Annotated in this window: 10 protein-coding genes; 9 read left to right on the plus strand and 1 reads right to left on the minus strand. The window is 51.4% G+C overall.

The window, feature by feature from the left end:
- Positions 1-175: 175 nt before the first annotated feature.
- The 7 genes from HY774_28085 (at position 176) to HY774_28115 (ending at position 13,331) form a co-directional block, all read left to right on the plus strand.
- Complete coding sequence (locus HY774_28085) at positions 176-1,594, plus strand: insulinase family protein (GenBank protein MBI4752367.1); 1,419 nt, start codon at positions 176-178, stop codon at positions 1,592-1,594.
- Positions 1,595-1,598: 4 nt separating this feature from the next.
- Entirely contained in the window at positions 1,599-3,776 is a 2,178-nt protein-coding gene (locus HY774_28090; GenBank protein MBI4752368.1) for an insulinase family protein, read from the plus strand.
- 260 nt (positions 3,777-4,036) lie between these two features.
- Positions 4,037-7,048, plus strand: a complete 3,012-nt coding sequence (locus tag HY774_28095; GenBank protein ID MBI4752369.1) for a PAS domain-containing protein — start codon at positions 4,037-4,039, stop codon at positions 7,046-7,048.
- A gap of 58 nt (positions 7,049-7,106) precedes the next feature.
- On the plus strand, positions 7,107-8,786 hold the full coding sequence (locus HY774_28100; GenBank protein MBI4752370.1) for a response regulator: 1,680 nt from the start codon (positions 7,107-7,109) through the stop codon (positions 8,784-8,786).
- A gap of 84 nt (positions 8,787-8,870) precedes the next feature.
- Positions 8,871-9,389 carry a hypothetical protein gene (locus HY774_28105; protein MBI4752371.1) on the plus strand — a complete coding sequence of 173 codons (519 nt, stop codon included), beginning with the start codon at positions 8,871-8,873 and terminating at the stop codon, positions 9,387-9,389.
- Between the two features lie 218 nt (positions 9,390-9,607).
- The gene (locus tag HY774_28110; GenBank protein ID MBI4752372.1) at positions 9,608-12,409 is read left to right on the plus strand and encodes an ATP-binding protein; all 2,802 of its coding nucleotides are present in this window, start codon (positions 9,608-9,610) and stop codon (positions 12,407-12,409) included.
- Between the two features lie 106 nt (positions 12,410-12,515).
- The gene (locus tag HY774_28115; GenBank protein MBI4752373.1) at positions 12,516-13,331 is read left to right on the plus strand and encodes a mechanosensitive ion channel; all 816 of its coding nucleotides are present in this window, start codon (positions 12,516-12,518) and stop codon (positions 13,329-13,331) included.
- Between the two features lie 117 nt (positions 13,332-13,448).
- On the opposite strand, the gene HY774_28120 is transcribed toward HY774_28115, so the two are convergent.
- Complete coding sequence (locus HY774_28120; GenBank protein ID MBI4752374.1) at positions 13,449-14,156, minus strand: hypothetical protein; 708 nt, start codon at positions 14,154-14,156, stop codon at positions 13,449-13,451.
- Positions 14,157-14,418: 262 nt separating this feature from the next.
- Here HY774_28120 and HY774_28125 point away from each other — a divergent pair, with 262 nt between their 5' ends.
- A complete protein-coding gene (locus tag HY774_28125; protein MBI4752375.1) occupies positions 14,419-15,135 on the plus strand; it encodes a hypothetical protein in 717 nt (238 codons plus the stop codon).
- A 111-nt stretch (positions 15,136-15,246) separates the two neighbouring features.
- The gene (locus tag HY774_28130; GenBank protein ID MBI4752376.1) at positions 15,247-15,645 is read left to right on the plus strand and encodes a nuclear transport factor 2 family protein; all 399 of its coding nucleotides are present in this window, start codon (positions 15,247-15,249) and stop codon (positions 15,643-15,645) included.
- The last annotated feature ends 137 nt before the right edge of the window (positions 15,646-15,782 follow it).

Genomic DNA, 15,782 nt, shown 5'->3' on the forward strand with positions numbered 1-15,782 from the left:
CTTCTTCAGGCATAGATCTTCAGATACATATTTCCTGGGAGCGCCGGCATCCTGCCGGCACAAGGCGGTTGAGTTTCAATCAGATGCCGGCATCCTGCCGGCGCTCCCAGGGAGGAATCTTTTCTATATATGTCTGCCTTTGAGGTCTTATTTATCCAATAAGGAGTCACGCCTCATGTCTATTCGACAGCGATTCTGTGCCTGTCTGGTTGCGGTCTGCCTGAGCAGCGTTTTTGTGCTCAGCCAACCAGCCCATGCTCAGATTAAACCGCCCGTTTTAAAAATCACCCAAACCAAACTGAAAAACAACCTTACGGTTGTGCTCCACGAAGACCACACCGCACCAATTGTCAATGTTCAAGTCTGGTATCACGTCGGGGCCAAAGATGAAAAACCTGGCCAATCGGGGTTTGCTCACCTCTTTGAGCACATCATGTTTAAAGGCACCAAACATATCGCCCAGGAAGAATACCCCCGGCTGATCGAGGAAACCGGTGGCATCCAAAATGCCGGAACCCTGCAGGATTACACCTTTTACTGGCAAACCGTCCCGGCAAATTATCTTGAGCGCGTGTTGTGGATGGAATCCGAGCGGATGAAATCACTGACCGTCAACGAACAAAACTTTGCTTCGGAACGGCAAGTGGTGTTGGAAGAAAAGAAACTCCGGTTTGATAACACTCCGCTGGGCAAAATCTATGCGCTGTTGTTGTCCAACGTCTTTAAAACCTATCCTTACGCCCACCTTCCCATTGGCTCGGAAGAAGATTTGAATGCCGCGACGGTGGCTGATGTCAAAGCCTTTCATGATCGCTATTACGTGCCTGACAATGCCACCGTGATCATTGTGGGTGATTTCAACACCGCCGAAGTCATCAAGCAAATCGGAAAATACTTTGATGATGTTCCGGCGAGTGCCACGCCCGTGCCGCGCATTAAACTCGAAGAACCCGAGTGGACCGAGGAACGTCGCTCGGTTGTATATGACGCCCGCCTGCCGTTTGGTGGCGTGACGATTGCCTATCCGACCGTCAGCGCCAATCATCCTGACCGTCACGCGCTGGAGCTGCTTTCAAACATTCTGGCTCGTGGCGAGACGTCCCGACTCTATCGGAGCCTGGTGTATGACAAACAACTGGCGATTTTTGCGGCTGGGAGAAATGAACCGCTCGAACTGGCCGGTATTTTTTCGTTTCAGGCGGCCATGGCGGTTGGAAAAACAGCCGAGGAAGGTGAAGCCGCACTGCTGGCTGAAATTGACAAAGTCAAAGCGGAGCCGGTGAGCGAACAGGAACTCAATCGGTCAAAAGCACAGTTGATCAGTTCGCTTGTCCGTCAGCGTCAAACGGTCCAGGGCAAAGCTGACAATATTGGCTATGCGACGGTGATTATGGGTGATTACCGACTGGTGAACTCCGAACTTCAAAAGTACCAGGCGGTGACCATCAAAGACCTTCAGCGGGTCGCCCAAACCTATTTCAATCCATGGAAACGGCTGGTGATTTATTTCCTCCCTGAGTCAATGCGCCCGAAGCAATCTTCAGTGGTGCCGACCTCCACGCCGACAACTGAGACTCAAAAAGGAGCGAACTAACGCCATGCCCTGGTTGAACTTATTTCAGAATTCAAAGACGTTGCGAATGCACTCGCTTTGCAGTTTGCTGCTTTCAGGTGTGTGCCTGCTGACACCACTTTCAGGCGTCACCCTGGCGGCGCAGGAGAAACCACCCGTGGCACCGCCGTTTCATGCGAGGCCGTTTCCGGCGTTTGTTGATCAAACCCTTCCCAATGGATTGCGGGTCCTGATTGTTGAAGACCATCGCCAGCCACTCGTTTCATTTCAACTTTCGCTTCCGGGCGGGGCCATTTACGACACGGATCAAAAAGCCGGTGTGGCTTCGATGACCGCCGATTTGTTGACCAAAGGCACCAAAACTCGCAAAGCCAGGGATCTGGCCCAAACCGTGGACGATCTGGGCGGCGCGCTCGGTGCGGATGCGGGTGATGAATATGCCCGTGTCACTGCCTCATTTCTGTCAAATTCCACCGCCCTGGCGCTCGAACTTCTGGCCGATGTGACACTCAATCCGACCTTTGACGAAGATGAACTTGCCCGGGCAAAAACCCAGGCCATTTCCGGATTTCAATTCACTTCAATTTCAGGCGGCTTTCTGGCGGGTGGCGTCTTTGACCGGCTGGTATTTGGCACGACCCCATATGGACGTCCATCGAATGGAACACCGGAAACAGTCCCTACAATTTCACGAGCCGATGTTGTGGCGTTTCACCAGAAGCATTACACCCCCAAAGGGGCCATTCTGGTGGTGACGGGTGACGTACAGCCAAAAGCCATCATGCCGCTCATCACCAAACACCTTGGCGGGTGGACCGGGGAAGCGGTTCCACCGCTCTCAATTCAACTCCCAACCGAACCAAAGGGCGTGCGCATGGTGGTGATTGATAAGCCAGATGCTGTTCAAACTGAAATCCGCGTCGGTCGCCAGGCGTTTCCGGCCACGGATCCAGATCGGATTACCGCCTCGCTGATGAATGTCGCCCTTGGCGGTGGGTTGTTTACCACGCGTCTGATGCAGGAAGTTCGCGTCAAACGCGGGCTGACCTATGGCGCACGATCATCGCTCCAACTCTTGACCAAAGGCGGAAAATTCACGCTTTCAACCAACACCAAAACCGAATCAACAGTGGAGGTAGTGCGCATCCTCCTTGATGAGCTGAAAAAGTTGCGTGATGTGCCGATTTCTGACGTGGAACTTGCTCAGCGGAAATCATTTATGATTGGGCAGTCGGTCCTCAACGCTGAAACCCCGGCGGACGTGGCCGGCAACCTGCTTGATGCCATTCGACAGGGAGGCGGGAAACAGGACCTGGATACGTATGCCCAGAAAGTGTCCGCCGTCACCGCCGAAGCCATTCAAAAAGTGATGCGCGACCGGCTCAACCCGGACTCAAGCACCATCGTGCTGGTGGGAAATGCCGCCGGATTTGAAAAAGAACTGGCGTCACTGGGGAAATTCGAGAAGATTCCGTTCCGTGACGTGGACTTAATGGCGGCCAATTTACGCAAGCCATCCCCCCTGGAACGACCTGCCACTGATGCTGAAAAGACGGCTGGGTCAGAGTTCCTTAAACAAACGGTTGCCGCTTTGGGTGGCGAGGCGTATGTGAACCAAAAAACGGTGATTCGACAGGGGAGCGGTAAATTCTCACCGCCAGGGTTGCCGCAGCCTTTGGCGGTGCCTTCGATTACCAACACCACTGGGGAGGGCGGTAAGTCGGTGCTTACGATCAAGCATCCAGCCTTCGAAGTCAGCTTTGGAACGGCTGGAGATGGAAAGATCTGGGTCGTTTCGCCACAGGGCGTGCAGGAATTCCCCAATCCAGAACAAGGCAAATTTGGCCTGGATGTGTTGAATAAAGCGGCGGTGCATCCCGAGGAATTCCTGATTCGCAGCCTCCCGGATGAAGAAAAAGAAGGTCGGAAATACAAAGTGTTTGCCATTTCAGATAAGGACAAACACACCACACTGTTTTACTGTGACCCGGAAACCAGTCTGGTATCCCGACTGACATACAAAGGACAACAGGGAGACACTGAAGAACTTTATGCCGATTATGCCGACTTCAGCGGTTTGAAAGTGGCCCGAAAGGTGACCTACAAAACCAACGGCGCGATGTTCCTTGAAGCCACCTTCACAGAGATCAAGGTCAACGAAGCGGTTCCTGATTCCGTGTTTGCCAGGCCGGCTGGGAAATAGGGTTCCGGGTTTTTGGAAGGGATGGGGGATGAGGGATGAGGGATGAGGGATGAGGGATGAAAAAAATCCCTTGTCCCCTTGTCCCATTGTCTCCTTGCCCTTGTCCCCTTGTCACCCAGTCACCTTGTCACCTTGTCACCTTGTCACAGGGTGTTTGATCTAGTCTGAACCCTCCACTCAACCTGCTGCCGTTGGGTTCAACCGGTCAGGGCGACCGGTTGAACCCAACCTCCACTGTTCGATAAAGGCCGGGTGAATTTGTGAAACCCAACTGCCCTCCGAAGTCCCCTTCCTCAAAAAAATCCCCGGCACTTGCCGTACCTGTTTCAACACCTGCGTCACGTTCCACCAACCAGCCCGCACCTGTCGCCAAAGACGTATTTCCAGTGGTTGGGATCGGTGCGTCGGCTGGAGGGTTGGAAGCCTTTACTCAACTGCTTTCCACGTTGCCGCCCGATACGGGAATGGCTTTTGTCCTGGTTCAACACCTTTCACCTCATCACAAAAGCGAACTGGTCAACTTGCTTTCCAAAACCACCGCCATGCCTGTAAGGGAAGTTGAGCAGGAACTCCCAATTCAACCCAACCATGTCTATGTGATTCCGCCAAATGCCAGTCTGACAATTTCAGATGGAAAGCTGGTCATCACTGAACGTCTGCCAGAGCAAGGGATATCGTTGCCAATCAATACTTTTTTCGAATCACTTGCCCACGAATATAAAGAACTCGCGATTGGTATTATTTTATCCGGCAATGCGTCGGATGGGGTGGTTGGGCTGAAAAATATTAAATCTGAAGGCGGAGTGACCTTTGTGCAAACCGAAGGGTCCGCCAAATTTCCCAGCATGCCGCGCAACGCCATCCTGTCTGGCCACGCGGATTTCATTCTGCCACCTGATCAAATTGCCGCTGGGTTGGCCCGACTGAGTCAGCATACATTTACTCATATTCATTCATTTCAGGAATCTGGGGACATCCTGGATAACAAAAAATCTGAATTGGATAAACTGTTTGGGATGATCCGTGCCGCGACGGGTGTGGATTTCAGGCATTACAAATCAAACACCATTCAGCGTCGAATTACTCGCCGGATGAAGGTCTGTCAGATTGATACCTTTTCAGCCTATGTCACATTTCTAAGAAAGAATCAGGCGGAGTTGGACCTGTTATTTCAGGATCTGCTGATTCCGGTGACCCAGTTTTTCCGGGACCCAGAGAGTTTTACCGCGCTTCAGCGCCTGGTGTTTGCTCGCCTGACAAACCTTCCACCTTCTGACCTGCCGTTGCGAATCTGGGTACCCGGCTGCTCAACAGGCGAAGAGGCGTATTCGATTGCCATGGTCGTGCTTGAAACTCTGAGCGATACCGCCAGTTCACGCCAAACCCGAATCTTTGCCACCGACGTCAATTTAGCGATGGTGGAACGGGGACGGCTTGGGATATACCCCCGAGAAATCGAAGCCAATGTCAGCCCGGAACGCCTGAGTCGGTTTTTTGTCCCCACCGAAAATGGGTACCAAATATCGAAAACCATCCGCAATATGTGCATTTTTGCCCACCAAAATGTGATCAGCGACCCGCCGTTCTCAAAAGTTGATCTCATCAGTTGCCGCAATGTGTTTATTTACTTCGATAGCCCGCTGCAACGGCAAGTGCTCCATACCTTTCACTACGCCCTCAAGCCAAATGGGTTTCTGTTGCTTGGAAATACTGAAACGATAGGTGTCTGTGCTGATTTGTTTCTGCTGGTGGACAAGAAGGGCAATCTGTATCAAAAAAAATCCAATGCCCTGGTTAGCCCAGTTCATTTTAAAATGAGCGAATTACCAATCATACCAGGCACTGGAAAACAACCAATGAGTTCAAGTCCCACGATTTTTGACCCTGAAATCCTCAAAGAAGCGGATCGGCTGGTACTTGCTCGCTATGCACCACCCGGAGTGGTGGTCAATGCGCAACTGAATATCGTGCAATTTCGAGGTTCAACCGGGCTTTATCTGGATCCAACGCCTGGAGTTGCCAGCCTCAACCTGATGAAGATGGCCCAGCCAGGGCTCTTGCCCCATTTGAGCCAGGCTATTTCTGAAGCCGACCGGAAAAAAGCACCGGTGCGCTGGGAAGGGGCGACACTTGAGTTGAAGAACGGGTTTCAAGGTATCACGGTGGTGGTGATCCCGCTGTTGATGGCGGAATTGCCGGAACCCCATTTTCTGGTGTTATTTGAACCTGAGCCGACTGGGTTGAGAAAACCAGATGAGACCAAATTTCTTCCTGAAGTATCTGAAACCCCGCCGCCGGAGTGGGAACTCGAACGCACCAGCCTCCGCCAGGAACTCGTTGTCTTCAAGGAATACCTGCAATCGGTGATTGAAAAACAGGTGGCCACCAACGAGGAACTCCAGTCCGCGAATGAAGAAGCGCTCTCCAGCAACGAAGAATTGCAAAGTCTGAATGAAGAACTTGAAACCGCAAAAGAAGAACTCCAGTCAACCAATGAAGAACTCATCACGGTCAACGATGAGCTTCAAAACCGAAACCAGGAACTGGCCCAGCTCAACAACGACTTGAGCAACCTGCTCGACAGCGTGGAAATGGGGTTTGTGGTCCTTGACCGGGAATTGCGCATCAAACGGTTCACTCCGATGGCCGGAAAAATACTCAACCTGATTCCAACCGACCTTGGTCGCCCATTCAGCCATATCAATCCAAATTTGCATCTGCCGGATTTGCCTTCAATTTTCGATGAAGTGGTCAACCAGTTCCGCAGCAAAGAGCTTGAACTTCAAGACCAAACCGGACGCTGGTACTCGCTCCGATTCAAACCCTATAAAACGCTGGACTACAAAATTGACGGCATGGTGATTGCACTCGTTGAGATTGACCTGCTCAAACGCAGTGTCGAGGCGGCTGAATTTGCGCGTGAACTCTCTGACGCCATACTTGAAACCATCCAGGTCCCAATGGTGGTGCTGAACAAGACCTTGCGAATTGTTCAAATCAACGAAGCGTTCCGCCAGCGATTTGGGGTTCAGAGTGGTGTCATCGTCAACCAGCCGTTTTTTGAATTGGGGACACTGCCTTCAAAATCATTGCCGCTACGAACGCTCCTGGAGGACATGCTCTTTCAAAATCAATTATTTCAACGGGTTGTAATCGAGTTGGAATCTGATACCATGGGACGAACCCCCACGATAATCAATGTGCGTCGAATCGAAGGTCATCGAGATCCAGCTCCATTGCTGTTGCTGGCCTTCGAACTTCCCGTACCCTGACTGGAACCTGAAGTCTCTGTATCATCACCCGATAGCTTTCGAATTCAAAGGAGACACAATGTCTGAGTATAATCATTTGAGTCGGGAGCAACTCATCAAAGAGTTAGATCACCTTCGAACACGATTTGAAACCGCCGCCGCCAGTCATCTGACAACAGTTCAATCCCTTCAACATCATCAAGTTGAACTTGAAACCCAAAACAGCGAACTGCTCGAAGCCAGGGCCCAGATCGAAGGATCGCGCATTCGGTATGTGAACCTCTATGATTTTGCTCCGGTTGGGTATGCCACCCTCTCGTTGACGGGGTGTATTTTGGAAATCAATTTAACGGGTGCCAGGTTACTCAATACCGAGCGATCAGCGATCACAGGCAATTTGTTTGCTCAATATGTGGTGAAATCTGATCTTCCCGTGTTACTCAATCACCTGCATCAGTGTCGAAATTCCACTGTCCCGGTAACCACTGAAATTTCAGTGAAAGGCCCAGACGGTGGTGCGATCACGGTTGAATTGCTCAGCCGACAAAATGAGACCGAGGAGGGCCACCCAACCATTCTCACCGTTTTGACCGATATCGCCGACCGCAAACGGCTTGAAGCTCACCGCCTGACCATTTCCAAACTGGAAAGCCTCGGGGTACTGGCCGGAGGGATTGCCCACGATTTTAATAACCTTCTGACAATTATCACTGGCAATGTCAATCTGGCCAAACTTCAATCTACAAATCCAAAAGTCATTGAAAAACTGGACCGCATCGAACAAGCCGGAGTCCGGGCGCAAGGATTGGCCCGGCAACTGGTTACCTTTGCCCGAGGCGGTGAACCGGTTCGGAAAGTAACCGCCCTTGCCGGAATCATTCAGGAAACGGCGACTCTGGCCTTGAGTGGCTCAGCCATGGAGTTGACCTGCACGATTCCCGAAGCTACCTGGAGGGTTGATATTGACGCTGGTCAATTTGGTCAGGCACTGCACAACATCTTGATCAATGCCCGGGAAGCGTGCCCGGAAAATGGTAAAATTTCGATTCAGGCTGAAAACATTTTCATCTCGTCGCTGTCTGGACTTCCGCTCACGATGGGAAACTATGTCAAGCTTTCAATTCAGGATACTGGAGAGGGAATCCCCTCTGATATTTTGGGGAAAATCTATGACCCGTACTTTACCACCAAGGAAACTGGAAGCGGCCTTGGGCTGGCAGTCGCCAATTCGGTTGTGACCAGGCACGGCGGCTGGCTGGCCGTAACGACAAAAGAGAATCTTGGCACGACGTTTACCATCTACCTGCCCGCCGCCAAAGACGTGACCCCTTCTGAACATCACCCACCTTCGATAGCAGGCGGTGCTCAACCATCAGCGACTCCAGCCCGCATTCTCGTCATGGACGACGAATCAATGATTTTGAACATATGTCAGGAGATTCTGGAGAGCAACGGGTATCGTGTCGAAGTGGCCACGAACGGAACTGAGGCCATTGACCTGTTTCAGGCGGCAAAAGCCAGCGGATATCCTTTTGATCTGGTGGTGCTCGACCTCACGATTGTGGGTGGGATGGGTGGACGCGAAACCATGGAACACCTGCTCAAACTCGATAAGGATGTCCGGGCGATTGTGTGCAGCGGATACTCAAACACTCAGGTTTTATCCAGGTACGCGGACTTCGGTTTCCGTGATTTCCTCTCCAAACCTTTTCAGATGGACGATTTATTGCACATGTGCAAAAAGTACTCCCGTCGGTAACCAACCCATATCCGGCTGATATTAAATTTTGAGTGCCGTATTGACAGAGCGGAACTTTTTCCCCAACGTTGTGTCCAAACTGCTATGTTGAACATCCGTCATATTTCCACCAGCCAGCGCTGTGATATTTGCCACCAGTCGGACCAGTTTGATCCGATTCAGGAGGTGTGTTTCCGATGTGCCGGGGTGGAAATCGGTTTCCGTGTCCCACTTTCACGGCCAGCACCGCTTCCGCCATTTCTGGCAGCTTTGCTCATTGCGCCGCCGGCTCGGCCCAAAGTGAAAATAACGCTGAGGAAAGTAATCCATTTCACGTTGGGGTTAATACTGGCACTGGTTCTCAATGGCGGCGCGCTGCTGGTGGCCTGTACCTTCAATGAGCCAGCCCCAAATGTCCAAACCACCAGTTCTGAGGAAGGGTGGACATTCCCGCACTATCAGTCAAAAACAGTTGAAGAACATCTGGTTGAATCGTTTGAGGGATTCCCCAGGATTTTGCTGCCCGGTCTCTGCTTTGGAGTCGCAAACACTCTGCTTTGGATCGCGATAGCTCAATATCTTCCTTCTTCCCTGAAGGAGATTGGGTTGGAATTGTCAGAATAAGGGCTCTATAGCATTTTGCAATGAATAAGTACCTTACCGAAAATTTCCAGACATTTTAACCACGAAACACACGAACGACACGAAAAGAATCAAACGCTTACCCAATCCAATATCTCAGGAAACTTATGACAAGGTACTTATCTTGGGTTAGGAGACAGTCAAATAATTCAATCAAAGGGATTTAGTAAACAACTGACAACTGACTACGAACTGGAACTATGTCAATGCTTTCGCTTGAATCAACCTTTCAAGACAACTGGGCCGCGTTGGTTCGCCGACTGGAGGCACAAACCCAGGAATCAATCCGTGAACTGCTTGCGATCTGGCAGGATGTAAAGGAATTGGCAACCCGACACATTCTGGAACGGCAGGTTCCTGAATTTCCAGAGGCGAGTGGCTCCGATCTTGAAGCCTATCGTCACTTCCGCCATCAAACGGCCATTGATTTGATCGAAACCGTTCTGGCAGAGGTAGACCGAAAGCGAGTATTCAAGCGAATCATCAAACTGATTGAAACCTTTGACCGCAGTGTTGACGAAGCACTTAAAAATTTGCCTGAAACTCCAATCATTTCAGAAAAACAGGTCAATGAAATGTTTGAAACCGGGGTCAATTCAACACTGGCTCGACTCTGGTTGAAGCTCCGAATCCGACAGAAAAAACTCAACTGGCAATTGGTCGTGACCGAAGAGTGGCAAACCCTGAATCGAGAGCGACTCAAGCGGGAAGGCCAGTTGCTGCTAGACCTCGTTCTGCTCTTGCGAAAATTGCAATCACCCTGGGAATTGACCCGGATCCATCTGGATGAACGCGTGAAAGGTAAGCGGACCGGCCAGATTGATTCCAGTGCCCGGCTTGAAACCCAAAAGCAAAATGTTTTGCGACGAATCCATCAGTTTGAACTTGCGTTCACGCGGTACAAACTGTTTTCTGAACGGTTGCGCTCAAAGCTGGAAACCCGGTTGTCACACCGGCTGGCCGTGCGGTCATTGGCGCCGCTGCCAAAAAAATCACCGCCACCGGGGCCCGAATTTCTCAAGCTGTGGGTGGAACAACTCCGAGCAGTCGAGGCGGAAGCGCGGCTTGAAATTGAATTGACCCGCCACGAAGGAAGGCTGATTGACCTTTTTACACAATTCCTCGACCAGGTCGAGCGCGAACGGATGGCACTCCGCACTGAACTCCAATCCCTCACTCGGGATGTTCGTCGTCAGGTGGAATCAAATGGGCCAGTCACGTTAACGGATCTGGAAGCCGATGTCGTCCCAGCGCTCAGTCGGGTTCACGATTTAGAATCCACCTTTCGCAAACAACTCAACCCACTCCGGGCGCCGGTTGAACTGCTGGCCTGGTTGAGCCCTTACCCGCCCAAAAAACCCAAACCGAAGCTCCTGCGACCATTCGATTTTTATCAGCGCACGTTTGACCGTCGGGTGCAGACTGGGGTCGAACACATTTTTAGGGACCTTGAAGCACAACATACGGCGATTGTGACTCAGGTTGAACAAGCCCGCGAAGTCATTGTTTTTGGCACCAGCGCACTGGATGCTCATTTGGAAAATGATCGGATGGTGGCGCGTGAAGCCTTCCATAATGCCCTGCGCATGCTGGAACGCCTGAACCAGCCTGACACCAGTTGGCGGCTCCCGGTCGAACGTCGGTTGCTGGAGCTCCTGGCCGGAATGTTTCTTGAAGTTCGGGTTTTGCTCTCGCGTGATTATCTAGGGGCACTCGCCTATCTCGCCCAAAAAGGGACCAGTTCCGCGCTCAGCGAAAAGCTCGAAGCTGGTTCCGAGGTGATGACCGAACTGATTCAAAAATCAGTGGATGTCAGCGAGGCCGGGTTTTCCGAATTTCTCGTGGCCATTGGCTGGAAACAAAAATTTGATCCGGGCAAATCTGAAATCTACCGCCGCACCTACCTTCCAAAAGAGTTTACCGCCGATCTCTCCAAAAAAGAAATGCCGACTATTTACCGGCGCTTGTTTCGGTTTGAAGCGGTTGATGATCCACGCTTTTTGATTGGTCGCGCCGAAGAACTGGCTGCGATTGCCGAAGCCCGGACCAACTGGGAATCTGGCCGCCGGGTAGCCATTTTGATTACCGGTCCCCGTGGCAGCGGCAAAACCAGCCTGATCAATTGTGTCCTCAAACGGCATCTGGCCGGGGTCGAAATCATTCGAGGTGATTTCGGCGAACGCATCACCTCGGTTGAACATTTGCACGCTCATCTGGCCCGGTTGTTTGGGGTGGATTCCTCCGATGAACTTGAACCCTTCCTCCTGGAACGTCGCCGAATCATTATTTTGGAAGAAATCGAACGCCTCTTCCTCCGTCAAATTGGACATTATGTGGCGGTTCGTGAACTTCAGCGGTTGATGGCCGCAACCTGTTCGACCACCTTTTGGATTCTCGCGGGGAACCAGGTGGCGTTTCATTTTCTGGATCCGGCGGTTCAATTTGGAAATAGCTTTTCCCATCGGATCAATGTCGGAAATGTCAGCCGCGATACCCTGCAGCAAGCCATTTTATTGCGGCACAACCTTTCCGGACTCCGGCTCGAATTTGCCGAACGCCCGCGAGAAGAAACCTGGATGTCCCGGCTTCAGGACAAACTGGCTGGCCAAATTGACGCTGAAACCCAGTTTTTCGACACATTGTTTGAAGAATCAAACGGGGTGTTCCGCACGGCTTTTGAAATCTGGTTGGGTCATCTGGACCGGGTTGAAGCCGGGTCGCTCTATATGAAAGTGCTCGACATTCCAGACCTTGAGCCAGTGATGGAAGTGCTGACCCAGGAAGACTGGTTTGCCCTCAAAGCCATCCTGCAACACGGCAGCCTGACTCCGGAAGAACACGCCGTCATTTTTTTGGAAACAACCAGTGCCAGCCGGGCCCGGTTTGATCAATTACTGGCTCGCGAAATCATCGAACCGGATCCGTTGAAACCTGGTCTTCGCGTTCGTCCCGAAGCCCTGCGACTGGTGAAAGAAGGGTTGTACAAGCGGAATTTGCTTTAGCGTTTTGGGAAAAGAGTGAACGGACATAAAGGACATAAATTCGAAACCCCGAACCCCGAACCCCGAACCCCGAACCCCGAACCCCGAACCCGATTGAAAGATTTCTATGACACACCTGATCGTTTTCCTGTGGTTGCAACCTGAGATGGATTTTTCTCAGGATTTCTGGAAGTGGATTACCCTTGAGAAAATCCTCGAAGCCAGTCTGGTAATTGGCGTCGCTGTGCTCCTGGTGTATGTGACTGGCCGGTTGCTTGAAATGCTCAGCATCCGGGCGCCACGGGCGCGGTTTTTTTTCAAACTGCTGACACCCATCCTGCGCTTTGGCATCTGGTTTACCATGACCATGCTGGTGGTGGCCATTTTTGCCCCGTCGCGCGAAACCATGCTTGCCGTTACGGCTTCGATAGGGATTGCCCTGGGGTTAGGCGCGCAAGATTTAATCAAAAATTTGATTGGTGGTTTGATGGTGCTCATTGACCGGCCCTATCAACTTGGGGACCGCGTCAAACTTGGGGATGCCTATGGTGAAATTGACCACATTGGTTTGTACAGTACCAAATTGACCACGCCGGACGACACGCGGGTGACCATTCCGAACAGCCAGATTTTGAATGGTGTCCCCTGGAATTCCAATTCCGGTGTTCCTGATTGCCAGGTGGTGACAGATGTATTTGTCCCACACCATACTGATCCGGCCACGGCGCTTGAAGTCGGGTACGAAGCCGCGTTTAGTTCACCGTACACATTGCTTTCCAAACCCGTGGTCGTGCTCCTGATTGAAGAAGTAGCCCTGAACCCTTATTTGAAAGTCCGGGTCAAAGCCTATGTGTATGATCACCGGTATGAACCGCGATTCCAGTCAGACATCACCCATCGGGCCAAAACCGAATTTCTCAAGCGGGGCATCGTTTTCCAGTGAGCCGAGGCGGTGCGGGTTTTGAGCGGCAAAAGGACATAAATTCGAAAACCCTGAACCCTGAACCCTGAACCCTGAACCCTGAACCCTGAACCCTGAACCCCGAACCCTCACATGGCATTACTTCGCAAAATTCTCTTTCATTCCGGACAGAAACTCCTCTGAGGGTTCGTGTTTGGCATAGCGGGGTGGTTCAAATAAACCGTCAGCCACCTCGAGACTGATGTTGGCCAGTTCAAATCCGAGTGCCGATTGCTGGTTTTCAAGCTCCATTTTGATCAACAAATTTTGATGATCTTTGGCAAAGTAAAAAAAGACCCCGGCCTTTTCGCCGGCGATGACCATTTTGACTTTCTGAGTCGCGTAGCCATTGACGGTCGCCTCACCCAGGGGGACGATGTTGGCTTCATTCTTGAGATTGACAAATCCTTCGATCAATTTGGCTGAGTCCATAATTGGAAACGGCTCCTGGTCTTCAAATTCGGTGTACCGGTTTCGTTGTGGGTCAATGACCAAAACCGGTTTTCCTGGAATGGAAATTACAATCACCTTATAGCCTCGCATCACCTCGTTTGCGTCTGACGCACCTTCAAATGGGTGAAATTCACACCGGACTTTTCCCGCTTTTTTGATAAAGGTTTGCTTGACGGTGGAACCTTCAACCGTGACCGTCATGTCCCCCATAAAATCAGGCTGCCCGGTGAGCTGATTGAAGAACTGTGCTTTGGTATCGGTGGTGTTTGGGGCCGATGGTTTGCTGGTTTGCGCCAACGTTTCATTTCCGGAGAAAACTCCAAGAAACACACAAACAAGGAAAACTCGAAACATCTTTGGAAATCCTTTTGAAAAAATGAATATTTTGACCATTCCCAACGTGACGGTGTAGAAATGTGGTGGAAAAGATTGGGAAAATAAACTGAATTCTGCAATCTTGCGCCAGAACCCTCATCCAACTTGCAGGTTCAATGAGTAAAGGTACCGCAAGTTCGCTTCACGTCGTGCATTTCCCCTCCATCTCCGGCACAATGCACCATCTTCCACAACAAAAACCTTTTCGAAGGCTTCTGATTCTTCCAGGCTGTTGGGTGTTATGTATTTTTCTTGGATCAATGACACTGTTCACCAAACACAATCCATCGCCGCAAAAGTGAATCTGGTCTGGCTTCACTTCACGGCTGAAATTGTTGAAGGATTCTCCCTGATTTGGAAAGCGGTTCAATGGACCGTGATTGTGTTTGTGCTGCTCCACCTCGTGCTGGTCATCACCTGTTGTTTAAACCCGATGCTGAACTGGGAGGAAAAAGCCTTTCTGGCGGTAGGCATTCCAGCCGTTGGCGCCATTCACGGGGTGATGGTCGGGCTGGTCATTGGGGGGATTTTACTGGGCTGGCGGCTGTTTGGGTGGGCCAACCTGGTCCTGATCGTCAGTTTGTTTGTCTGCACGAGTTTTGCCTACTGGTCGGGGAGCCATTTTATTTCCAGCTTTTTTGATGAATTGATCCTCACGCTCGCCACTGGATTCACGCAAGTGACCACGATGCAGGCCGCGCACATTTCACAGCCAATCGTGATGATCCTGCTGCTCCCGCTCCTGTTGATTAAATTTCTCACGCTGGTGGACGCCTGGATGGCATTGTTTCAACTGGTGATGGCGATTTTCGCGGTTGGCCTGGCGGGCGTGGCGAGCGGTTTGACGCTGTCGTTTGTACCGCTGGCCTGGACAATGCTGAACCGGCTCCAGGCACGCGGTCAGGCTCAGTCACTGGTGTTGCAGTCAGTGCCTGGAAATAATCCTTTCCCGCTGTAAAAAATAAAAAAACGGTTTCAAACAATTTACCTGAACCAAACAACTTCTCCGAAAAGCTGATGTAGAGTGGGCTACACCGTTCATCCAATCCAGCCTGTTTCGGAGTTTCCCATGAATCACTTTGCCCTCGCGCTGCTCCTGGCGCTGTCTATTCTTCCGGCGTCAATCCCTTGTCAGCAAAAAGGAACCTCGGTCTCGGCTCGTGAGACCGATCTGGCCGAACTCCGGCACATTAAAACCGTCCTGTGGCCCAAAGCCTATCGCGAACAGGACACCGCGTTGCTTGACCGGATTTTGCACGATCAATTTCAAATGATTGACGATGGTGGTTCAATCAGTACCAAAGCCGAAGAAATAGCCTATATTCGGGCCAACAAACCAACCTATCAGTCATTTCATTTTGAGATTGAGCGACTCGAAATTTTTGAAGAACGATTTGCCGTGGTGGCCGGAACCGGCATTATCCGAAACCAGACCCCCAAAGGCCCAACCGAAACCCGATACCGGTGAACCTTTCGGCCATAAATGGCCGAGCTTCTGGGTGGGATCATCCAGCTTACACTGGTTGATCTTGAGCAGTTCGCGCTTCTGCCTGACTGCCATCAGTCAGGGTTGCGGGCTGCGCCGGTCGGCTGTCCTTCCGGCGT

The organism is Acidobacteriota bacterium (assembly GCA_016208495.1).
Lineage (GTDB): Bacteria > Acidobacteriota > Blastocatellia > Chloracidobacteriales > Chloracidobacteriaceae > JACQXX01.